The 21,456-nt window shown below is 72.5% G+C and carries 19 protein-coding genes; 15 read left to right on the plus strand and 4 right to left on the minus strand.

All coding sequences use genetic code 11. The features are described 5' to 3' along the window. The first annotated feature begins 21 nt into the window (after positions 1-21). The 4 genes from ABT160_RS04300 to ABT160_RS04315 are packed head-to-tail and all read left to right on the plus strand — an operon-like array spanning position 22 to position 3,191. Positions 22-765, plus strand: coding sequence for an amino acid ABC transporter ATP-binding protein (locus tag ABT160_RS04300; RefSeq protein ID WP_351643332.1), 744 nt, complete (start codon positions 22-24; stop codon positions 763-765). A gap of 14 nt (positions 766-779) precedes the next feature. Then, positions 780-1,685 (plus strand): glutamate ABC transporter substrate-binding protein, encoded by a 906-nt coding sequence (locus ABT160_RS04305; RefSeq protein WP_351643334.1) that lies wholly within the window; start codon positions 780-782, stop codon positions 1,683-1,685. A gap of 7 nt (positions 1,686-1,692) precedes the next feature. Next, positions 1,693-2,337, plus strand: a complete 645-nt coding sequence (locus tag ABT160_RS04310; RefSeq protein ID WP_351643335.1) for an amino acid ABC transporter permease — start codon at positions 1,693-1,695, stop codon at positions 2,335-2,337. Between the two features lie 56 nt (positions 2,338-2,393). After that, positions 2,394-3,191 carry an amino acid ABC transporter permease gene (locus ABT160_RS04315; protein WP_351643678.1) on the plus strand — a complete coding sequence of 266 codons (798 nt, stop codon included), beginning with the start codon at positions 2,394-2,396 and terminating at the stop codon, positions 3,189-3,191. Positions 3,192-3,242: 51 nt separating this feature from the next. Here ABT160_RS04315 and ABT160_RS04320 read toward each other — a convergent pair whose 3' ends face one another. Continuing rightward, complete coding sequence (locus tag ABT160_RS04320; RefSeq protein ID WP_351643338.1) at positions 3,243-4,826, minus strand: alpha/beta fold hydrolase; 1,584 nt, start codon at positions 4,824-4,826, stop codon at positions 3,243-3,245. A 244-nt stretch (positions 4,827-5,070) separates the two neighbouring features. On the opposite strand from ABT160_RS04320, the gene ABT160_RS04325 reads away from it, so the two are divergent. From ABT160_RS04325 to ABT160_RS04335, 3 genes are read left to right on the plus strand one after another with little or no spacing between them, the layout of a single operon-like run. Continuing rightward, positions 5,071-5,586: a (2Fe-2S)-binding protein gene (locus ABT160_RS04325; RefSeq protein ID WP_351643680.1), complete on the plus strand. Its 516-nt coding sequence runs from the start codon at positions 5,071-5,073 to the stop codon at positions 5,584-5,586. Then, positions 5,583-6,617, plus strand: coding sequence for an FAD binding domain-containing protein (locus ABT160_RS04330; protein ID WP_351643340.1), 1,035 nt, complete (start codon positions 5,583-5,585; stop codon positions 6,615-6,617). Before ABT160_RS04325 ends, ABT160_RS04330 begins: the two co-directional genes overlap by 4 nt. After that, positions 6,614-8,743: a xanthine dehydrogenase family protein molybdopterin-binding subunit gene (locus ABT160_RS04335; RefSeq protein ID WP_351643342.1), complete on the plus strand. Its 2,130-nt coding sequence runs from the start codon at positions 6,614-6,616 to the stop codon at positions 8,741-8,743. Before ABT160_RS04330 ends, ABT160_RS04335 begins: the two co-directional genes overlap by 4 nt. Before the next feature lie 13 nt (positions 8,744-8,756). Here the strand turns inward: ABT160_RS04335 and ABT160_RS04340 are convergent, their stop codons facing one another. Next, complete coding sequence (locus ABT160_RS04340; protein ID WP_351643343.1) at positions 8,757-9,965, minus strand: L,D-transpeptidase; 1,209 nt, start codon at positions 9,963-9,965, stop codon at positions 8,757-8,759. 409 nt (positions 9,966-10,374) lie between these two features. On the opposite strand from ABT160_RS04340, the gene ABT160_RS04345 reads away from it, so the two are divergent. Further along, positions 10,375-11,601, plus strand: coding sequence for a cytochrome P450 (locus tag ABT160_RS04345; protein ID WP_351643683.1), 1,227 nt, complete (start codon positions 10,375-10,377; stop codon positions 11,599-11,601). Between the two features lie 141 nt (positions 11,602-11,742). On the opposite strand, the gene ABT160_RS04350 is transcribed toward ABT160_RS04345, so the two are convergent. Further along, the gene (locus tag ABT160_RS04350; protein WP_351643346.1) at positions 11,743-12,489 is read right to left on the minus strand and encodes a hypothetical protein; all 747 of its coding nucleotides are present in this window, start codon (positions 12,487-12,489) and stop codon (positions 11,743-11,745) included. Between the two features lie 104 nt (positions 12,490-12,593). Here ABT160_RS04350 and ggt point away from each other — a divergent pair, with 104 nt between their 5' ends. Further along, positions 12,594-14,408: a gamma-glutamyltransferase gene (gene ggt / locus ABT160_RS04355; RefSeq protein WP_351643349.1), complete on the plus strand. Its 1,815-nt coding sequence runs from the start codon at positions 12,594-12,596 to the stop codon at positions 14,406-14,408. 23 nt (positions 14,409-14,431) lie between these two features. On the opposite strand, the gene map is transcribed toward ggt, so the two are convergent. Further along, positions 14,432-15,199, minus strand: coding sequence for a type I methionyl aminopeptidase (map, locus tag ABT160_RS04360; RefSeq protein WP_351643351.1), 768 nt, complete (start codon positions 15,197-15,199; stop codon positions 14,432-14,434). 53 nt (positions 15,200-15,252) lie between these two features. On the opposite strand from map, the gene ABT160_RS04365 reads away from it, so the two are divergent. The 6 genes from ABT160_RS04365 (at position 15,253) to hydA (ending at position 21,361) form a co-directional block, all read left to right on the plus strand. Continuing rightward, positions 15,253-15,504, plus strand: coding sequence for a helix-turn-helix domain-containing protein (locus ABT160_RS04365; protein WP_351643353.1), 252 nt, complete (start codon positions 15,253-15,255; stop codon positions 15,502-15,504). A 192-nt stretch (positions 15,505-15,696) separates the two neighbouring features. Further along, entirely contained in the window at positions 15,697-16,950 is a 1,254-nt protein-coding gene (locus tag ABT160_RS04370) for an alginate lyase family protein (protein WP_351643356.1), read from the plus strand. A 24-nt stretch (positions 16,951-16,974) separates the two neighbouring features. Further along, complete coding sequence (locus ABT160_RS04375; protein WP_351643359.1) at positions 16,975-17,361, plus strand: PPOX class F420-dependent oxidoreductase; 387 nt, start codon at positions 16,975-16,977, stop codon at positions 17,359-17,361. A 333-nt stretch (positions 17,362-17,694) separates the two neighbouring features. Beyond that, on the plus strand, positions 17,695-18,537 hold the full coding sequence (locus ABT160_RS04380) for a nitrilase-related carbon-nitrogen hydrolase (protein WP_351643362.1): 843 nt from the start codon (positions 17,695-17,697) through the stop codon (positions 18,535-18,537). Further along, a complete protein-coding gene (locus tag ABT160_RS04385) occupies positions 18,534-19,814 on the plus strand; it encodes an aspartate aminotransferase family protein (RefSeq protein WP_351643365.1) in 1,281 nt (426 codons plus the stop codon). The genes ABT160_RS04380 and ABT160_RS04385 overlap by 4 nt, the downstream gene beginning before the upstream one ends. Positions 19,815-19,957: 143 nt before the next feature. Beyond that, positions 19,958-21,361, plus strand: coding sequence for a dihydropyrimidinase (hydA, locus tag ABT160_RS04390; RefSeq protein WP_351643367.1), 1,404 nt, complete (start codon positions 19,958-19,960; stop codon positions 21,359-21,361). The last annotated feature ends 95 nt before the right edge of the window (positions 21,362-21,456 follow it).

Raw genomic sequence — 21,456 nt, forward strand, 5'->3', positions numbered from 1 at the left:
GAGAGTGGGGCAGGGCAGCGTATGGCCGTCGATCCGTTGATCGAGCTGCGTGACGTCAACAAGTACTACGGGCAGTTGCACGTCCTCCAGGACATCGACCTCACCGTCGGGCGCGGCGAGGTGGTGGTGGTCATCGGCCCCTCCGGCTCGGGCAAGTCCACCCTGTGCCGGACGATGAACCGCCTGGAGACCATCGAGTCCGGCACCATCACCATCGACGGCCGCCCGCTCCCCGAGGAGGGCCGCGGCCTGGCCCGGCTCCGCGCCGAAGTCGGCATGGTCTTCCAGTCGTTCAACCTCTTCGCCCACAAGACCGTCCTGGAGAACGTCTCCCTGGCCCAGGTCAAGGTCCGCGGCCGCAAGAAGGACGAGGCGGACGGGCGCTCGCGCGAACTCCTGGAGCGCGTCGGCCTCGCCGCCCACGCCGAGAAGTACCCCGCCCAGCTCTCCGGCGGCCAGCAGCAGCGCGTCGCCATCGCCCGCGCCCTCGCCATGGACCCCAAGGCGCTCCTCTTCGACGAGCCCACCTCGGCCCTCGACCCCGAGATGATCAACGAGGTCCTCGAGGTCATGCAGCAGCTCGCCGCCGACGGCATGACCATGGTCGTCGTCACCCACGAGATGGGCTTCGCCCGCTCCGCCGCCAACCGCGTCGTCTTCATGGCCGACGGACGCGTCGTCGAGGACCGCACCCCCGAGGACTTCTTCACCAACCCGGAGAGCGAGCGGGCCAAGGACTTCCTCTCCAAGATCCTCAAGCACTGACGGGGGAAGCCACCATGGAGCGCACCACCAGGACCCTGGCCGCCGCCCTGCTGGCCCTGCTCGCCGCCGCCTGCGGCAAGGAGGGCAGCCCGCCGGTCAAGGGCCCCACCGCCGACGAACTGCCCCGCTACCAGGTGGCGGCCGGCTTCCGGCTGCCCGGCTCCGCGACCTGGGCCAAGGCCCAGCGCCGCGGCCACCTCGTCGTCGGCGCCAAGGAGGACCAGCCCTACATGGGGGAGAAGGACCCCGCCACGGGCGTCTACTCCGGCTTCGACATCGAGATCGCCAAGATGCTGTCCGCCTCCCTCGGCTTCGACCCCAAGACGGTCGAGTTCCGCACGATCGCCTCCGCCAACCGCGAGACGGCCCTGCAGAACGGCCAGATCGACTACTACGTCGGCACCTACACCATCAACGACAACCGCAAGAAGCTCGTCGGCTTCGCCGGGCCCTACTACCTGGCCGGCCAGTCCCTCCTCGTCCGCACCGACGAGAAGGACGTCCGGGGCCCCCAGGACCTGGCCGGCAAGCGCGTCTGCTCCGCCGCGGGCTCCACCCCGTACCAGCGCATCGAGAAGGACTACCCGCGCGCCGACCTGGTCGCCTACGACACCTACTCGATCTGCGTCGACAACCTCCTCACCTACCAGGTCGCCGCCGTCACCACCGACGACACGATCCTGATGGGCTACGCCGCCAAGGTCCCCGACGAGCTCAAGGTCGTCGGCAAGCCCTTCTCCCGGGAGCCGTACGGCATCGGCGTGCCCCGCGGCGACAACACCCTGCGCTTCGCGCTCGACGACGCCCTCGCCGCGCACGAGAAGAACGGCGACTGGCAGAAGGCGTACGACGCCACGCTCGGCCTGTCCGGGCGCAAGGCCACCCCGCCCCCGCCCATCGACCGCTACCCGGCGAGCTGAGGCAGCCATGGACGTACTGACAGAGAACTTCTCGCTCTACGGCAAGGGATTCCTCGGCACCGTCGAGCTCACCGTCCTCGCCTCGCTGCTCGCGCTGGTGCTCGGCTTCCTGATGGCCTCCTTCCGGGTGGCGCCCGTCGGCTCCTTCCGGGTCTTCGGCACCGTCTGGGTCACCGTGCTCCGCAACACCCCGCTCACCCTGCTGTTCTTCGCCGTCCTGCTGGGCCTGCCGCGCTTCGGGCTCGTGCTGCCCTTCAAGGTGTTCGCCGTCCTCGCGCTCGGCTGCTACACCTCGGCGTTCATCTGCGAGGCGCTGCGCTCCGGCATCAACACCGTGCCCAGGGGACAGGGCGAGGCCGCCCGCAGCCTGGGCATGACCTTCGGCCAGACGCTGACCTCGGTCGTGCTGCCGCAGGCGTTCCGCTCGGTCATCCCGCCGGTCGGCTCCACCCTGATCGCGCTCGCCAAGAACTCCGCCATCGCCGGGGCGTTCAGCGTCACCGAGCTGCTCGGCACCTACAAGACGCTCAACGAGCTGGGCTACAGCATCATCTGGACCTTCGTCTGGATCGCGGTCGGCTACCTGGTCATCACGCTGTCCATCAGCGCGCTCTTCAACTGGCTCGAGAAGCGATTCGGAGTAGCCCGGTGACGGATTCCACCGCCCTCTACGACATCCCCGGGCCGCACACCCGGCGACGGCACCTGATGTACGGCGTCGCGTCCACCGTCGTGATCGCCGCGCTCTTCGGCTGGATCCTCTACCTGCTCTTCGACACCGGGCAGTTCACCGCCACCAAGTGGAGGCCCTTCGCGTACAAGGGCATCCAGGAGCTGCTGCTGCGCGGCCTGGGCAACACCCTCAAGGCCTTCGCGTACGCCGCCGTGCTCTCCCTCGCGCTCGGCGCGCTGCTCGCCGTCGGGCGGCTCTCCGACCACGCCGTGCTGCGCCGGCTCGCCACGCTGTTCGTGGAGTTCTTCCGGGCCATGCCCGTCCTGGTGATGATCTTCTTCGTCTTCGTGGCGCTGAAGGTCCAGCCGCTGCCCGCGCTGGTCACCGGGCTCACGCTCTACAACGGCTCCGTGCTCGCCGAGGTGTTCCGCACCGGCGTCAACTCCGTGGAGCGCGGCCAGCGCGAGGCCGCGTACGCGCTGGGCATGCGCAAGACCCAGGTCATGACGTACGTACTGGTGCCGCAGGCGGTGCGCGCGATGCTGCCGACGATCATCAGCCAGCTGGTGGTCGCCCTGAAGGACACCTCGCTCGGATACCTGATCACCTACGAGGAGTTCCTCCACGCGGGGAAGCTGATCGCGTCGAACCTCGACTACGATCTGCCCTTCATCCCCGTGGTGATGGTGATCTCGCCGATCTACATCGGGATGTGCATGCTCCTGTCCTGGTTCGCCACCTGGGTGGCCAGACGGCAGAAGCGCAATCCCAAGACGGAGGCCGCGGGCGTCGCCCCGGCCGAACCAGGGACGCTGCTGCCGGGCGCGCAGTAGCTGGAGGGGGTGCAACCCCGTGGGCCCCACCCGCCCGGCAGCGGCCGGAGATCACCCCTCGCGCAGCGGCACCGACACGTACGACGGGTCGGCGGCCGGCGAGGAGAAGGTCAGCCGCGCGCCGGTCGGGTTGTGCTCGATGTAGAGCGGGTCGACGGTGTCGATCACCAGGGCGAGCCGGTGTCCGGCCGGGACGTCGTAGGCCGTGGAGAACAACTCCAGGTCCACGCCGAACGGTTGGCCGGGCGTCCTGTCGTGGAAGGTGTACGGCGCATTGCTGACCAGCTTGCCGAGGCCGAGCGGGCCCACGTCGTAGAGGTAGGCGACGAGGGTGCCGCTCGACCCGGTACTGGAGACCGTGGTGTGCAGCTTCGCCGTCCCGCGCACCCGCTGCCCGGTCGCGTACCGCTCGGACTGCCACACCGCCGCGAAGGAGCGCGGCAGCAGCGGGATCGAGGCGGTCGGCGGCACCTTGGTGAACTGGTCCAGCAGGTTCGACAGCAGCACGATGCCGCCGTTGGCCCCCGAGTCCACGTTCGCCCACACGCTCTGCGAACCGCCCAGCGCGATCTTGCGGGCGTCCGCATTGACCGACTTCCAGTCCGGGTAGCCCTCGTAGGCGCCGCCGCCGCGGGACTTCAGCTGCACCGGCTGCTCGCGGTCGATGCCGTTGTCGTCGCCGTTCAGGTAGTGGTCGAACCAGCGGTGGGCGTTGTCCCAGACGTCGTTGGGCAGTCCGAGCAGGCCCAGGCCCTCGGCGGTCGCGTGGTCGCCGGGGCGGAACTCCAGGCGCTTGGGGCCCTTGAGCTTCTCGAAGAACGAGGCGTACTGGTTGGGCGGGAACAGGGTGTCGCCCCAGGCGTTGCCGAGCATCAGCGCGGTGCCGTTGGCGTTGAGCTGGTCCAGGTAGCTGACCGGGGAGCGCTTGCGGCCCCAGTCGATCATGTTCTGTTCCTTGTCCAGCTTCGAGCCCAGGAAGTCCCCGAGGATTCCCTGGAGTTCGTCGCTGGGGCGGCCGGTGAGGTACCCGGCGCCGCCGAGCAGCGCGGCGGCCTGGAGGTGCTGGGTGCGGCCGCTGTAGATGGAGTCGATGAGGTCGGCCCAGCCGCTCATCGCGACCACGGCCTTGATCCGCTTGTCGTGCGCGGCGGCGAGCAGGCTGATGCCCGCGCCGTAGGAGACGCCGGCCATGCCGATCTTCGCCGGGTCCGCCGGGGTGTTGGCGAGCGCCCAGTCGATCACCTTGGAGGCGTCCGCCAGGTCCGGGGCGCCCGCGACCTCGATCTTCCCGCCGGACTGCCAGAAGCCCCGGCTGTTGTAACTCACCACCACGTAACCGGAGTCGGCGAGCTTCTTGGCCTGCACCAGGTACTCGATCTGGGGCACCGCCCAGCTGGTGGGCAGCACGACCACGGGGTAGCGGGTGCCGGCCGCCGCGCCGGAGGGGGTGACCACGTTCGCCTTGAGCACGGTGCCGCCGTCGCCGGTGATGTCGACGAAGCGCACCCCGGCCGGGGCGGCGTCGTCGGCCTGGGCGGCCGCGGCGGGGGTCAGGGCCAGGGCGGTCCCGGCCGCGAGCGCGGCGGAGACGGTGCCGACGGTGGTGGTGCGCAGGGCCTTGCGCGCTCGTCCCACGGGTCACTCCTCACTCAGTGCGCACCCGCGGGTCGCGGCTCCGGACCCCCGGGTGCGTCGTGTGCGGCGCCCGTGACGCACGGGGTGCGTGCGTCGGTTGGGGCGCCGAAAGTGACCCGACGGTAACCACGGGGGCTTACCTCAGGTAACCCGTCGGTAAGTTACGTGCGGGTAACGATTGTTGGACGGGGTGTCAGTGAGCCGGGCGGAGCGCCCGCTCCGATAGCTTCGGCGCGTGCTGCGGATGCTGCGGATGCGGGTGAACGGTACGGACCGCGACCTGGAGGTCGACGTACGGGTCAGCCTGCTCGACGCCCTGCGCGACCACCTCGGTCTCACCGGCGCCAAGAAGGGCTGCGACCAGGGGGCCTGCGGGGCCTGCACGGTGCTGCTGGACGGCGAGCGGGTGCTCGGCTGCCTGGAGCTGGCCGTGCGCTGCGACGGCCGGGACGTCACCACCGTCGAGGGCCTGGCCGGCCATCCACTGCGCGACGCGCTCGTCCGCCACGACGGGCTGCAGTGCGGCTTCTGCACCTCGGGACAGCTGTGCTCGGCGGTCGCCCTGCTCGCGGAGGCGCAACGTGACCGGTGCCATGTCACGTACGACATGGTGCGCGAGGGGATGAGCGGCAACCTGTGCCGCTGCGGCGCCTACAACGGGATCGCGGCGGCCATCGGCGAGGTCGCGGGGGCCGAGGCGTTCGGCGGCGCGGGAGCCCCCGCGGGATCCGCGGCCACTGCCGGGGCGGCGGGCCGGTGAAGGCCTTCGACTACCTGCGGCCCACCGCGCTCGACGAGGCGCTGGCCGCCGCCGGGCCCGGAGTGGCCTACCTCGCGGGCGGCACCAACCTGGTGGACCTGATGCGCGCGGGCGTCGAGACCCCGCACACCGTCGTCGACCTCACCGCCCTGCCGCTCGACGGCATCGAGGAGACCGGCACCGGGGGCCTGCGCGTCGGGGCCCTCGTACGCAACTCCCGCCTGGCCGCCGACCCGCGCGTCCGCGACCGCTTCCCGCTCCTCGCCCAGGCCGTCCTGGCCGGCGCCTCGCCGCAGCTGCGGAACATGGCGACCGTCGGCGGCAACCTGTTGCAGCGCACCCGGTGCCCCTACTTCCAGGACACCGCCGCACGCTGCAACCGCCGGCTGCCCGGCGCGGGATGCGACGCCGCCGAGGGCCTGGAGCGGGCGCACGCGGTGCTCGGCGCGAGCCCGCACTGCGTGGCCGTGCACCCCTCTGACCTCTGCGTGGCCCTGGCCGCGCTCGACGCCGAGGTCGAGATCCACGGCCGGGCCGGCCCGCGCACCGTCCCCGCCGCCTCCTTCCACCTGCTGCCCGGCACCACCCCGCACCGCGAGAACGCCCTGGAACCAGGGGAGTTGGTCACGGCCGTGGTGCTGCCGGGGGAGCCCGCCATGCCGAGCGCGTACCGCAAGGTCCGCGACCGGGCCTCGTTCGCCTTCGCCCTCGTGTCGGTGGCGGCGGCGCTGGACGTACGCTCCGGACGCGTCGCCCGCGTCCGGCTGGCCCTGGGCGGGGTGGCCGCCCGCCCCTGGCGCGCCCACGCCGCCGAGCGCGCCCTGACCGGCGCACCCGCGACCGAGGCCGCCTTCCGGCGGGCGGTGGCCGTGGAGCTGGAGCGGGGGGCGGGCGGTCACGTGTCACGCAACACCTTCAAACGTGACATGGCACTGCGCCTCGCCGTCGCCGTGCTGCGCGACCTGGCCGCCCCGGGTGATCGGGCCGTCCCGCGCGACCTGTCCGTCCCGCGTGAGGAGCCCGGCGCATGACGGACACGGCACCCGGCCCGACCGGGCCCGCGCCCCACCGGCCCCAGGCGCCGGTCGAGGTCACCAACGCGCCTTACGTAGGGCGGTCGTTGGACCGCGTCGACGGCCCCGCCAAGACCTCCGGCGCCGCCCGCTACACCGCCGACGTCCCGCTCGACGGACTCGCCCACGGCGCCCTCGTCCACGCCACCGTCAGCCGGGGCCGCATCATCGCCCTCGACACCGAGGAGGCCGCCGCCGTACCCGGCGTGCTCGCCGTCCTCACCTACCGCGACGCGCCCGCGGTACGGCCCGGCGCCCCCGGCGGCGGCGTGAACGTCGACTGCCTCGGCTCCGACGCCGTCCACTGGGACGGCCAGCCCGTCGCGGTCGCCGTCGCCGAGACCCCCGAGGCCGCCCACGAGGCAGCCCGCCTGGTCCGGGTGCGCTACCACCCGCTGCCCGCCGCCGTCCGCTTCGACGAGGAGGGCTCGCGCCCGGTGGCGCGCGAGCGCGCCGGCGACGTGGAGCGCGGCCTCGGCCTGGCCGCCGTGCGCTTCGAGGCCCAGTACTCCACCGCGCCCCAGCACCACAACGCGCTGGAACCCCACACCAGCACCGCCGCCTGGGACGGCGACCGGCTCACCGTGCACGACACCACCCAGCACCTCGACGGCGTCCGCGCCCACCTCGCCCACGCCTTCCGGCTGCCGCCCGAACGGGTGCGGGTGGTGGCCGCCCAGGTCGGCGGCGGTTTCGGCGGCAAGATCGCCGTGTGGCCGGTCACCGTGCTCGCCGCCCGGGCCGCCCGCGCCGTCGGCCGCCCGGTGCGCATCGCCCTGACCCGCGAGGGCGTCTACCGCTCGGTGGGCGGGCGCGCCCCCTCGCACCAGAGCGTCGCGCTCGGCGCCGACCGGGACGGGGTCCTGACCGCGCTGGCCCACAGCGGCACCACCCGCACCGCACGGGTCGGCGGCGACCCGGACCACTTCACCGCCGCGAGTGCCCTGCTGTACGGCGCGGACCACCTGCTCCTCCACCGCGATCACGTCACGCGTGACGTGATGGCGAACACCGCGATGCGCGCACCCGGCGAGGCCGTCGGCTCCTTCGCCCTGGAGTCCGCGATGGACGAGCTCGCCCACCGCACGGGCTTCGACCCGGTCGAGCTGCGGCTGCGCAACGAGCCCGACCGGGCCCCGCTCGACGGGCGCCGCTACACCCGCAGGGGACTGGCGCACTGCCTGGCGCAGGGGGCGCGGGAGTTCGGCTGGGCCGGGCGCGACCCCCGTCCCGGGGTGCGGCGCTGGGGCCGCTGGCTGGTGGGGACCGGCGCCGCCGCCGCGTACCACCCCTCCTGGCTGGAGCCCGCCCGGGTCTCGGTGCGGCTCGCCGCCGACGGCACCGTCCTGGTGCGCTGCGCCTTCCACGAGATCGGCGTGGGCGGTGCCACCGCGCACGCGCAGATCGCCGCCGACGCGCTCGGCGTGCCCTTCGACGCGGTCCGCGTGGAGCACGGGGACACGCTGCTGCCGACCGGGCCGTGCGCCGGGGGCTCCGCGCAGACGGCGGCCGTCGCGGCGGGCGTCCTCGCCGCCTGCGCCCGGGTCCGCGAGGCGGTCGGGGCCGGCCGGCCGCTCCCGTACGAGGTGGTCGTGGACACCGCCCCGAACCGCGTCGACGCCCTCCTGGAGCGCGTCCGCGCCCGCGCCCGGGTGCGGGCCGCGTCCGGCGCCCACTTCTGCGAGGTCCGGGTGGACGCCGACACCGGCGAGACCCGGGTCACGCGCTGGCTCGGGGTCTTCGACATCGGCACCGTCGTCAACGCCAAGACCGCCGCGAGCCAGCTGCGCGGCGGCATCGTGATGGGCATCGGGCAGGCGCTGATGGAGGAGACCCTGCACGACCCCCGCACCGGACGGATCATGAACGCGGGCCTCGTCGGGTACCACGTGCCCGTGCACGGTGACATTCCACCGATCACCGTGCACTTCCTCGACGAGCCCGACCCGACGATGCCGCTCGGCATCCTCGGGGCGGGCGAGCTGGGGATCACCGGGGCGGCCGCCGCCGTCGCCAACGCCGTGCACCACGCCACCGGCACCCGGGTGCGCGACCTGCCCCTGACCCCGGAGAAACTGCTCTGAGCCGCGCGGCCGACTACTGTCCCTGCGCCGTGCCCTTCAGGGCGCTCTTGGCCTGCCAGTCGGCCCAGCTGAGGTTCCACTCGCCGTAGCCGTTGTTCAGCGCCTGGGTGCCCTTGGCGTCGTCGCCGGTCACCTCGAACGGGTCGCCGACCTGCACGTTCTCGTACACCCACGAGGCGTCGGAGTCGCTCATGCCCACGCAGCCGGAGCTGTGGTTGGTGTTGCCGAAGTACGCGGCGTTCCACGGCGCGGCGTGCGCGTACATGCCCGACCAGGTCATCCGCATCGAGTAGTCGACCATCTTGTCGTAGGCGTCGCCCAGGCCGACTGTCTCGGAGCGCATGTTGATCGTGCCCTCCTTGGCCATCAGCACCATCTTGCCGCGCCAGGACGCCTTGTCGCCGCCGGGCGTGCCCGCCGACATCGGCACGTCCTTGATCTGCTGCCCGTCGCGGAACATCTTCAGCCGGTGGTTGTCCAGGTCGATCTTGACCACCTGGTTCTTGCCCACGGTGAAGTTGGTCGTGTAGTCGCGCACGAACCAGCCGCCGGTGCCGGAGTCCACGCCGTTGAGGTCCGCGTTCAGCGTCACCTTGGTGCCGGACTTCCAGTACTCCTTGGGGCGCCAGTCCACCCGGGACTTGCCCGACCAGTCCTCCATCCAGCCCCAGGACCCCTCGGTGTTGTTGCTGGTGGTGACCTTGAGGTGCTTCTCCACCTCGGCCTTGTCCTTCACCGGGTGGTCGAACACGATCGACAGCGGCTGCGCGACGCCGACGGTGCTGTTCTTGCCCGGGACCAGCGACAGCTTGTTGACCTTGTCCGGCGCGGCGGTGGTGAAGTCCGCCTTGGCGCTGCCGCCCTTGTCGTCACGGGCCTCGACCGAGTACGCGGTGCCGGGCGCGGCCTTGCGCACGGAGGTCCAGGTGCGGCCGTCGGACGAGATCTTCCCGTCGAGCTTGCCGCCCTTGGAGTCGATCACGTTGACCTGCTGGAGCTTGCCGTCGGCCAGCGTGACCTTGACCGGCTGGCCCGCCTTGGCCTGCTTGCCGGTGAGGTTGACGGAGATCTTCGTCTCCGGCTTGCCGCCCATGTCGGCGCCGCCGGCGTCCTTGCCGCCCGAGCACGCGGTGAGCGCCACGGCGAGGACCGCGGTGCCGGCGAGTGCGGCGCGGCGGGCCGCGGGGCGGCGGAGCGGGGTGCGTATGGAGCTGCGGCTCAACTGAAAAACCTCCGGTGCGATCACTGTCTCTGGATGAGAGTTCGCCTGCCCACGCGCGGTTGCGGCGATCCCGGTGATTTCCGTCATTTCACGTGTGACATGCCTGACATCACCTTGATCGGAAAAGAGGCGAAGGTCCCTTGTCGGAGACCCGGGCGTTACCAGGGAGGTTGCCGGGTGCCCCCGTCCGGTCCGGGTATGCGCGGGGCCTCGCCTGGGGAGGGGATGAGGGGAGGGGAGGGGTGGAGTGGGGCGGGAACGGTCGGATGGCGGATGGCGGACTGCGGACGGGGGTGGAGGCCGGGTGGTGGGTGACGGTGAGGGCGTGGGCACGGGTGTGGGCGAGGGTGTGGGGCCGGTGGTGGGCGCCGGCGGGGGAGTGGAGGGTGCGGGTGGTGGGGGCGGTGCGGTGCCGGGGGCGTACGACGTCTTCGATCCGCGCCTCTACGCGCGCGGCATCCCGCACGCCGCCTTCCGCGCCCTGCGCGCGCACCGGCCCGTGTCGTGGCAGGAGGAGTACGAGGTCCTGGGCTGGCCCCCGGGCAGCGGGTACTGGGCGGTCGCCCGCCACGCCGACGTCGTACGGGTCCTCAAGGACGGGGCCGCCTTCTCCTCGTACCTCGGCGCCACCCAGATCCGTGACCCCGCGCCCGAGGACCTGCCGTTCATCCGCCGCATGATGCTCAATCAGGATCCGCCCGGACACGGCCGGTTGAGGCGCCTGGTCAGCCGGGCCTTCACGCCGCGCAGGGTCGACCGGTTCGCCGCGGCCGTCCGGGTACGCGCCCGTGAACTCCTGTCGCTCGCCCGCGAGTCGGGACCGGTCGTCGACCTGGTGGCGGCCGTCACCGACGACTACGCCTTGCTCAACCTCACCGACCTGCTCGGGGTGCCCGACAGCGACCGCGGCCTGCTGCTGGAGTGGACCGAGCGGGTCATCGCCTACCAGGACCCCGACGAGCCGCCCGTCCTCGGGCCCGACGGCGTCCCCGTGAACCCGCGCTCGCCGGGGATGCTGCGCGAGATGTTCGACTACGCGCGCCGGCTCGCCGCGTACAAGCGCAAGGTGCCCGGCGACGACATCATGACCGTGCTGGCGACGGGTGAACTCACCGATCCCGAGCGGGAGATGTTCTTCTTCCTGCTCACCGTCGCGGGCAACGACACCGTTCGGAGCGCCGCCCCCGGCGGACTGCTGGCCCTGGCCGAGCACCCGGAGGAACAGCACAGGCTGCGCACGGGGACCGTCGGCCTGCCCACCGCCGTGGACGAGCTCCTGCGCTGGCACCCGCCGGTGCTCTCCTTCCGGCGCACCGCGTCCCGCGACACCGGGATCGCCGGTCAGCCGGTGCGCGCGGGGGACAAGGTCGTGGTCCTGCACGCCTCCGCCAACTACGACGAGCGCGCCTTCCGCGATCCGTACCGCCTGGACCTGGGACGGACGCCGAACCCGCACGTCTCCTTCGGCGACGGGCCGCACGTCTGCCTGGGCGCCCACTTCGCCAGGCTCCAGCTGCGCGTGCTGTACGAGGAGGCGCTGGCCGCCCTGCGCCGCCTCGCGCCCGCCGGGCCGCCGCGCCGACTGGTGTCGAACTTCATCAACGGGATCAAGGCGCTTCCGATGGAAATAACATGACCCAGCCGCCCGGGCACGGGAAGGGGCCCGGGTACGGCAGGGCCCCGGACGCGGATAGGGGGCCCAGGGCGCGAGGGCTCGCTGCCGAGGTCGCAGAGGTCGCAGAGGTCGCAGGGGTCGCAGAGGTCGCCGGGGGCGCGGTCAGGTGATCGCCCGGTGGGAGTTCCTCGGGGCCGGGAGGGCGGACTGGGCGGCGCGGGTGACGTCGGCGACCAGTTCCACCACGTCGGGGCCGTACGCCTGGGAGTTGACGACCTTCAGGAGCAGGACGAAGGAGTTCGCGCCGTGCTTGCGCGCGAGTCTCTCGTGGTGGCGCACCAGGTAGCGGGTCGCCGCCTGGTTGGTGATGGCGCGCTGGCCGCAGAAGAGGAACACCGGGCGGGCCCCCTCGCCGGCGGTGAGGCGGGCCAGCAGGACGTACTCGCCGATCCCCGGCTCCATCCGGTAGCGCTCCGTGCCGATGGTGAACGCCCCGCGCTCCTGCGGCGGTTCGGTCTCCACGTTCATCTTGATGCCCGGGAGCAGGCTCGCCAGGTGTGCCGCCATGCGGCGATTCGAGTAGGGGCCGCCGAGGCAGAACTCCGTGCGTTCGCCGAACCCTTGCTGGGCCAGGTCGTGCTGGACGATCTGGGCGTTGGCGCCGCAGTCCTTGATGAGGGCGGAGAGTTCGAGGAGGGCGAAGACGTCGAAGCGGTGCACGGCGCCCTCGGGGCTGCCCGCCTCGCGGTTGACCACGAGCAGGCACTCGGCGTTGCCCGGCAGCCCGAAGAAGGCCTGCTTGCGGTGGAGTTTGCGACGCCAGAGGTAGGTGCGGGCGAGCCAGCCGATGGAGGCGCTCACTCCGGTGGCCAGGACGCCGAGCACGACGTTGCGCAGGTCTTCATTCATGGGCGCGCATGGTAGCGGTGTTCCGCGGGGTTGTCCGAGGTGCTCCTGACGGCTGCGGCGCCGGGCGGTTACGCTGCGCGGACGGTCGTCCACAGGAGGTACGGATGCGTCGCTCCGCTGTACGTCACGCCACGGTCCTGGCCGTCGCCGCGACGGTGCTCTCGGTGGGGGCGGCCGCGCCGCCGACGGCCGCGCCGCCCGCCGGGGCGGCCGCGCCCGCGAAGGTGCCGGTGGCGGTGGGCTACGGCGGTGCCGTGGCGAGTGTGGACGCCGACGCGTCGGCGGCGGGCATCGAGGTGCTGCGCAAGGGCGGCAACGCGGTGGACGCGGCGGTCGCGACGGCGGCGGCGCTGGGGGTCACCGAGCCGTACTCGGCGGGCATCGGGGGCGGCGGGTACTTCGTGTACTACGACGCCGCCTCGCGGCGGGTGCGGACGATCGACGGGCGGGAGACGGCGCCGCGTTCGGCGGACGAGAAGCTGTTCCAGGAGGACGGGAAGCCGATCCCGTTCGACGAGGGGGTGACCAGTGGGCTGAGCGTGGGCACGCCGGGTACGCCCGCCACCTGGCAGACGGCGCTGGACGCGTGGGGGAGCAGGTCGCTGGGCCAGCTCCTGAAGCCGGCCGAGAAGCTGGCGCGCGACGGGTTCAGGGTGGACGAGACGTTCCGTTCGCAGACGGCGGGCAACGAGGCGCGGTTCCGGGACTTCCCGGCGACGTCGGAGCTGTTCCTGCCGGGTGGTCAACTGCCGGTGGTGGGCTCGACGTTCAAGAACCCGGACCTGGCGCGTACGTACGCGGAGCTCGGCCGTGAGGGCGTGCGGGAACTGTACCGGGGGGACTTGGCGCGCGACATCGTGGACACGGTGCGCAAGCCGCCGGTGGGCGACGGTGCGACCCGCAAGGTGCGGGCCGGTGACCTGGGGCTGCGGGACCTGGCGGCGTACCGGACCAAGCGTCAGGAGCCGACGAAGGTCTCCTACCGGGGCCTGGACGTGTACGGCATCGCGCCGTCCTCCTCGGGCGGTACGAGCGTCGGCGAGGCGCTCAACATCCTTGAGCGCACGGACCTTTCGGCGGCCGACCAGGCGCGCTACCTGCACCGCTACATCGAGGCGAGCCGGATCGCGTTCGCGGACCGGGGCCGCTGGGTGGGGGACCCGGCGTTCGAGGACGTGCCGACGCGGGGGCTGCTGTCGCAGCGGTTCGCGGACTCGCGCGGCTGCCTGATCCGTGACGACGCGGTGCTGACGAGCCCGCTGGCGCCGGGGGACCCGGAGCACCCGGCGCGCTGCGGCGGTTCGGGCACGCCGGCCCCGACGACGTACGAAGGGGAGAACACCACGCACCTGACGGTCGCGGACCGCTGGGGCAACGTGGTGGCGTACACGCTGACGATCGAGTCGACCGGCGGCAGCGGCATCACCGTGCCGGGCCGGGGCTTCCTGCTGAACAACGAGCTGACGGACTTCTCCTTCGCGCCGGCCAACCCGGCCGTGCACGACCCGAACCTGCCCGGGCCCGGCAAGCGCCCGCGCTCCTCGATCTCCCCGACGATCGTGCTGGACCGGCACGGGCGTCCGGTGCTCGCGCTGGGCTCGCCGGGCGGGGCGACGATCATCACGACCGTGCTGCAGACGCTGACCGGGGTGGTCGACCGGCACCTGCCGCTGGTCGAGGCGATCGCCGCGCCGCGCGCGAGTCAGCGCAACCAGCCGACCACGGAGCTCGAACCGGCGCTGTGGAACAGCCCGTTGAAGGCCGAGCTGGAGAAGCTGGGGCACGTGTTCAAGCTGAATCCGGAGATCGGCGCGGCGACCGGGGTGCAGCGGATGCCGGACGGGCGCTGGCTGGCGGCGGCCGAGAAGGTGCGGCGCGGCGGCGGCTCGGCGATGGTCGTGCGCCCGGCCGGGTCCTGAGCGCGGGACCTTCGCAACAGGCCCTAGAGGGCGGTGAGGACGCGGGGGCCGTCGTGGGTGATGGCCACCGTGTGCTCGGTGTGGGCGGCGCGGCTGCCGTCCAGGGTGCGCACGGTCCAGCCGTCGGTGCCGGTGTAGTGGTGGTCGCCGCCGCCCGCGAGGAGCATCGGCTCGATGGCCAGGACCATGCCGTGCTTGAGGTGCATGCCCCGGCCCGGGCGTCCTTCGTTGGGGACGTCCGGGCCCTCGTGCATGGAGCGGCCCACGCCGTGGCCGCCGAAGCCGTCGGCGATGCCGTACCCGGCGGCGCGGCAGACGCGGCCGACGGCGTGGGCGATGTCGCCGATGCGGTTGCCGACGCGGGCGGCGGCGATCCCGGCTTCGAGGGCGGCGTACGCGGTGTCGACGAGGCGGGTGTCCTCGGGGCGGGCGCGGCCGACGGTGAAGCTGATCGCGGAGTCACCGACCCAGCCGTCCAGGACGGCGCCGCAGTCGATGCTGACGAGGTCGCCGTCGGCGAGCCTGCTGTCGTCGGGGACGCCGTGCACGACGGCGTCGTTGACCGAGGCGCAGATGACGCCGGGGAAGGGGACGGGGGCCCAGGAGGGCCGGTAGTTCAGGAAGGGCGAGCCGGCGCCGGCCTCGTCGAGGACGCCGCGGGCGACCCGGTCGAGCTGGCGCAGGGTGACGCCGGGGCGGGCCGCTTCCCGCACGGCGGTCAGGGCCTGGGCCACCACGCGCCCGGCGGCGCGCATCGCTTCGAGGGACTTGTCTGTCTTGATCTCCACCATGCCAATTACTATACCGGTATGAGAATACCGTGTCGTCGCTTAGGATGGGCCCCATGGTTCGTACGCCCCTGACCCCCGAAGAGCGCGAGCGCGGCGAGCGCCTGGGCCTGATGCTGCGCGAGGCGCGCGGCGGGCGCAGCATGGTCGAGGTGGCTGCGGCCGCCGGCCTCTCCGCCGAGACGCTCCGCAAGATCGAGACGGGCCGGGCGCCGACGCCCGCGTTCTTCACCGTGGCGGCCCTGGCGGCCACGCTGGGCCTGTCGATGGACGAGCTGATCACGCGCTGCGCGCTGGCACCCGTATAGCCCGCTGCGGTGGCCCCGCCCGGTGGGCCGGGCCACCGTGGGAGCGTGTCGACTGCGAAGAAGGTCACTCCGGCTTCCCGGACGTCCCCGGCGCCCTCCGCTCCCGGGGCGTCCTCCCGTGCGTCCCGCTCCTTCCGCTCCTCTCGTACGTCCTGCTCCTTCCGTACGTCCCCGGCCTCCCGTACGTCACCGGTGACGCGTACGTCCCCGGCGGCGCGCGCGGGGCGGCGGGCCGCGCTGGCCGGGGCGCTGCTGGTGCCGCTCGCGCTGGTCGGGGCGTGCTCGTCGGGCGGCTCCGGCGGCGATGGCGGGCAGGCCCGGGTCGCCCCGGCGGCCGTGCCCAGCGGCCCGGACACCTTTCGCCACCCGGGCGTCGTGGTCGGCGGCCGGCAGCTGAAGACGGTGCGCGAGAAGGTCGCCGCGGGCGCGCAGCCGTGGAAGGGCGCGTACGAGGCGATGCGCCGCAGCCGCTACGCCGCGCCGGACTACGCCCCGCAGCCCGCCAAGGTGGTCGCCTGCGCGTCCAACGCGGGCACCCCCGCCTGCGTCGCCGAGCGGCAGGACGCCATCGCCGCGTACACCCAGGCGCTGCTGTGGCAGATCACCGGCAATCCGGCGCACGCCAAGAAGGCCGTCGCGATCATGGACGCCTGGTCGGGGACGATCAAGGAGCACACCCGGGACGACGCGGACCTGCAGACCGCGTGGTCGGGCTCCTCCTGGGCGCGGGCCGCGGAGATCGTGCACGCCACCTACCCGCAGTGGCAGGGCCCGGCGGTGCAGCGCTTCAAGTGGATGCTGCGCAAGGCCTACCTGCCCGCCGTGACGGCCAACGTGCCGGACTACAACGGCAACTGGGAGCTGGCGATGACGGACGCCGCGATCGGGATGGCGGTGTTCCTGGAGGACCACGAGCTCTTCGACGAGTCGGTGCGCCGCTTCGAGGCGCGCGTCCCGGCCTACTTCTACCTCAGCTCCGACGGCCCCGTGCCCAAGCGGCCGCCGGGCGGCACGATCGACACCCCGGCCGAACTGGCCACGTACTGGTTCGGGATGCGCACCTACGAGGACGGCCTGGGGCAGGAGACCTGCCGCAACTTCATGCACATCGGCTACTCGCTTGCGGCGACCTCGCACATCGCCGAGACCGCCTGGCACCAGGGCGTGGACCTGTACGCGGGGCAGGCCGAACGCCTGAAGGCGGCCCTGGAGTTCCACGCCCGCTACCAGCTGGGCGAGGCCGCGCCCAAGTGGCTGTGCGGCGGCAAGGTGGAGCGCACGATGGGCCCGGACGTGGAGGTGGCGCTCAACCACCTCAAGGGCCGGCTGCACATGGACCTGCCGCAGACCGAGAAGCTGGCGGCGAAGCAGCGGCCGGCCGGGACGGACGACCTGTTCGTGGCCTGGGAGACGCTGACCCACGCGGACAACCCGAGTGCCCTTTGAGCGCCGTGGCGTAGGGTCGGCCGGGTGATTCCCGAAGAGCTGCGGCGCGGCCGCTACGTCAGCCTGACCACCTTCCGCAAGGACGGCACCCCGGTCGCCACGCCGGTCTGGTACGCGACCGAGGGCGACGAGCTGCTCGTGTGGACCCGCACCGACTCCTGGAAGGTGAAGCGGCTGCGCCGGGACACCCGGGTCGTGGTGTCACCGTGCAATGTCAAAGGTGACGTTCCGCAGGGCGCGGTGCGCGCGGAGGGCACGGCGCGGCTGCTGGACGACGCGGAGCTGAAGGCGGTGCGCAAGCTGCTGTCGCGCAAGTACACCTGGCAGTACTGGGTGGTGGACCTGCCGGCGATGCTTGCCCGGGGCGGCAAGCGGCCGCACACGGGGATCTCGGTGACCTTCCCGGCCTGAGCCGCACGGCTCCGGGCCCTACCGGCCCGCGCCGTTCCGTCCCGCGCTGTTCCGCCCCGTGCCGTGCCGTGCGGGAGCGCGTGGGGGCGCGCGGGCGCGGGTGCGCGCGGGGCCGTTCGGGTCAACTCCGGTGCCGGGCGCGCGTCCCCGTACCGGAACGATCACCGCTGCCGGAAGCTGTCCGCTGTGGACCGGACGGGTGCGAAACGTGATCGACTCCGCCGGTTCACAGCGGCGGTCTTGCTCCAAGGTGTGACGAGGCTTACGTTCTCCTCCTACGCACGGCGTCTACGTGCGTAGAGGCTCTCTGACGTCCCGTCGAAGGAGCAGCTCGTGTCCCACGTCGTACGCGCCGCACTCGTCCAGGCGACCTGGACCGGCGACACCGAATCCATGCTCGCCAAGCACGAGGAGCACGCCCGCGAGGCGGCCCGGCAGGGCGCGCAGGTGATCGGCTTCCAAGAGGTGTTCAACGCACCGTACTTCTGCCAGGTGCAGGAACCCGAGCACTACCGCTGGGCGGAGGCGGTGCCCGACGGCCCGACCGTGACCCGGATGCGGGCGCTCGCCCGGGAGACCGGCATGGTGATCGTCGTCCCGGTCTTCGAGGTCGAGCAGTCCGGCTTCTACTACAACACCGCGGCCGTGATCGACGCCGACGGAAGCTACCTCGGCATGTACCGCAAGCACCACATCCCGCAGGTCAAGGGCTTCTGGGAGAAGTACTACTTCAAGCCCGGGAACGCCGGCTGGCCGGTCTTCGACACCGCCGTGGGCAAGATCGGCGTCTACATCTGCTACGACCGCCACTTCCCCGAAGGCTGGCGACAACTCGGGCTCAACGGCGCCCAGTTGGTCTACAACCCCTCGGCCACCTCGCGCGGCCTCTCCGCGTACCTGTGGCAGCTGGAGCAGCCGGCCGCGGCCGTCGCCAACGAGTACTTCGTCGCCGCGATCAACCGGGTGGGCCGCGAGGAGTACGGGGACAACGACTTCTACGGCACGAGCTACTTCGTCGACCCGCGCGGACAGTTCGTCGGCGAGGTCGCCTCCGACAAGGAGGAGGAACTCCTCGTCAGGGACCTGGACTTCGGCCTCATCGAGGACGTACGACAGCAGTGGGCGTTCTACCGCGACCGGCGCCCGGACGCCTACGAAGGGCTGGTGCGGCCGTGACCGACCTGTTCGACCGGCACAAGGCCGTCCTGCCCGACTGGCTCGCGCTCTACTACCGCCGCCCCCTGGAGATCACCCACGGCGAGGGCCGGTACGTCTGGGGCGCCGACGGCACCAGGTACCTGGACTTCTTCGGCGGCATCCTCACCACCATGACCGCGCACGCCCTGCCCGAGGTCACCAAGGCGGTCAGCGAGCAGGCGGGGCGGATCATCCACTCCTCCACGCTCTACCTCAACCGCCCGATGGTCGAACTGGCCGAGCGCGTCGCCCACTTGTCGGGCATCCCGGACGCCCGGGTGTTCTTCACCACCTCGGGCACCGAGGCCAACGAGGCGGCCCTGCTGCTGGCCACCGCGCACCGCGGCTCCAACCAGATCCTGGCCATGCGCAACAGCTACCACGGCCGGTCCTTCTCCACCGTCTCCATCACCGGCAACCGCGGCTGGTCACCGACCTCCCTGTCACCACTGCAGACGCTGTACGTGCACGGGGGCGTCCGCAGCCGCGGACCCTACGCGCACCTGTCCGACGCCCAGTTCACCGAGGCGTGCGTGGCGGACCTGGAGGACCTGCTCGGGCACACCCGCGACGTGGCCGCGCTGATCGCCGAACCCGTCCAGGGCGTCGGCGGGTTCACCTCACCGCCCGACGGCCTGTACGCCGCGTTCCGCGACGTCCTGCACCGCCGCGGGATCCTGTGGATCTCCGACGAGGTGCAGACCGGCTGGGGACGCACCGGCGACCACTTCTGGGGCTGGCAGGCGCACGGCCGCAGCGGCCCGCCGGACCTGCTGACCTTCGCCAAGGGCATCGGCAACGGCATGTCCATCGGCGGCGTGGTGGCCCGCGCCGAGGTCATGAACTGCCTGGACGCCAACTCCATCTCCACCTTCGGCGGTTCCCCGGTGACCATGGCCGCGGGCCTGGCCAACCTCACCTACCTCCTGGAGCACGACCTCCAGGGCAACGCCCGCCGGGTCGGCGGCCTGCTCATCGAGCGGCTGCGCGCCATCGGCGCGGGCGTGCCCGCGGTCCGCGAGGTGCGCGGCCGGGGCCTGATGATCGGCATCGAGCTGGTCGTGCCGGGCACCGACGAGGCGAACCCGGACGCCGCGACCGCCGTCCTCGAGGCCGCCCGCGAGGGCGGGCTGCTGATCGGCAAGGGCGGCGGCCACGACACCAGCGTGCTGCGCATCGCGCCGCCGCTGTCGCTGACCGTCGCCGAGGCCGAAGAGGGCGCCTCGATCCTCGAACAGGCCCTGCGGGCCGTGTAGTCCACCGTGCGCGCGGCGTCCGGGCCCGGCCCCGGACGCCGCGCCGCCCCCGCGGAGCCGGGGCGGCGTCCCCGTACCCCTCCGCCCGTTCCCCCCACCCCTGCCACCCGCGTTCCCGCTCGTCCCTCAGGAGGCCAGGAGCCGTGAGCAACCGCACCCTGATCCGAGGCGGCCTCGTCATCACCGCCGCCGACGAGGTCCACGCCGACGTCCTGATCGAGGACGGCCGCGTCGCCGCGCTCGCCGCGCACGGCTCCCAGGCCGCCGCGTCCTGGACCGCCGAGCGCGTCATCGACGCCACCGACCGCTACGTCATCCCGGGCGGCGTCGACGCGCACACCCACATGGAGCTGCCCTTCGGCGGCACCTTCGCCTCCGACACCTTCGAGACCGGCACCCGGGCCGCCGCCTGGGGCGGCACCACCACGATCGTCGACTTCGCGGTGCAGAGCGTGGGGCGCTCCCTGCGCGAGGGCCTGGACACCTGGTACGCCAAGGCCGGCGGGCAGTGCGCGATCGACTACGCCTTCCACATGATCCTGTCCGACGTCAACGAGTCCTCGCTCAAGGAGATGGACCTCCTGGTCGAGGAGGGCGTGACGTCGTTCAAGCTGTTCATGGCCTACCCCGGGGTGTTCTACAGCGACGACGGGCAGATCCTGCGCGCCATGCAGCGCGGCGCCGCCAACGGCGGCCTGATCATGATGCACGCGGAGAACGGCATCGCCATCGACGTCCTCGTCGAACAGGCCCTGGCCCGTGGCGAGACGGACCCCCGCTACCACGGCGAGGTCCGCAAGGCGCTCCTGGAGGCCGAGGCCACCCACCGCGCCATCCAGCTCGCCCGGGTCGCCGGCGCCCCGCTGTACGTGGTGCACGTCTCCGCCGAGGAGGCCGTCGCCGAACTCGCCGCCGCCCGCGACAAGGGGCTGCCCGTCTTCGGCGAGACCTGTCCGCAGTACCTGTTCCTGTCCACCGACAACCTCGCCGAGCCCGGCTTCGAGGGCGCCAAGTACGTCTGCTCCACACCGCTGCGGCCCAGGGAGCACCAGGCGGCCCTGTGGCGCGGACTGCGCACCAACGACCTCCAGGTGGTCTCCACCGACCACTGCCCGTTCTGCTTCACCGGCCAGAAGGACCTGGGGCGCGGCGACTTCTCCAAGATCCCCAACGGCCTTCCGGGCGTGGAGAACCGGATGGACCTGCTGCACCAGGCGGTCGTCGACGGCCACCTCTCGCGCCGCCGCTGGATCGAGATCGCCTGCGCCACCCCGGCCCGGATGTTCGGCCTGTACCCCAAGAAGGGCACGCTGGCCCCCGGCGCCGACGCGGACGTCGTGATCTACGACCCGACGGCCGTGCAGGTGATGTCCGCCGAGACCCACCACATGAACGTCGACTACTCGGCGTACGAGGGCCGCACCGTCACCGGACGCGTGGAGAGCGTCCTCTCGCGCGGCGAACTCGTCATCGACAAGCGCGAGTTCACCGGGCGCGCCGGACACGGCAGCTACACCCCGCGCGCCACCTGCCAGTACCTGAACTGACGGCCGTCACCCCGGCCGAAGGCCCGCCCCGCCCGTCCGGGCCGGGGCCGGGTCCCGCAGCATCCGAACCAGCCAGACCCCGAACCGGGAGGCCA

This window comes from Streptomyces sp. NPDC001941, assembly GCF_040296945.1.
Taxonomy (GTDB): domain Bacteria; phylum Actinomycetota; class Actinomycetes; order Streptomycetales; family Streptomycetaceae; genus Streptomyces.

Coding starts and splice junctions, on each gene's coding strand:
- ABT160_RS04300 (WP_351643332.1), top strand. CDS start 22: ATGGCCGTCGATCCGTTGATCGAGCTGCGTGACGTCAACAAGTACTAC.
- ABT160_RS04305 (WP_351643334.1), top strand. CDS start 780: ATGGAGCGCACCACCAGGACCCTGGCCGCCGCCCTGCTGGCCCTGCTC.
- ABT160_RS04310 (WP_351643335.1), top strand. CDS start 1,693: ATGGACGTACTGACAGAGAACTTCTCGCTCTACGGCAAGGGATTCCTC.
- ABT160_RS04315 (WP_351643678.1), top strand. CDS start 2,394: ATGTACGGCGTCGCGTCCACCGTCGTGATCGCCGCGCTCTTCGGCTGG.
- ABT160_RS04325 (WP_351643680.1), top strand. CDS start 5,071: ATGCTGCGGATGCGGGTGAACGGTACGGACCGCGACCTGGAGGTCGAC.
- ABT160_RS04335 (WP_351643342.1), top strand. CDS start 6,614: ATGACGGACACGGCACCCGGCCCGACCGGGCCCGCGCCCCACCGGCCC.
- ABT160_RS04350 (WP_351643346.1), bottom strand. CDS start 12,489: ATGAATGAAGACCTGCGCAACGTCGTGCTCGGCGTCCTGGCCACCGGA.
- ggt (WP_351643349.1), top strand. CDS start 12,594: ATGCGTCGCTCCGCTGTACGTCACGCCACGGTCCTGGCCGTCGCCGCG.
- map (WP_351643351.1), bottom strand. CDS start 15,199: ATGGTGGAGATCAAGACAGACAAGTCCCTCGAAGCGATGCGCGCCGCC.
- ABT160_RS04365 (WP_351643353.1), top strand. CDS start 15,253: ATGGTTCGTACGCCCCTGACCCCCGAAGAGCGCGAGCGCGGCGAGCGC.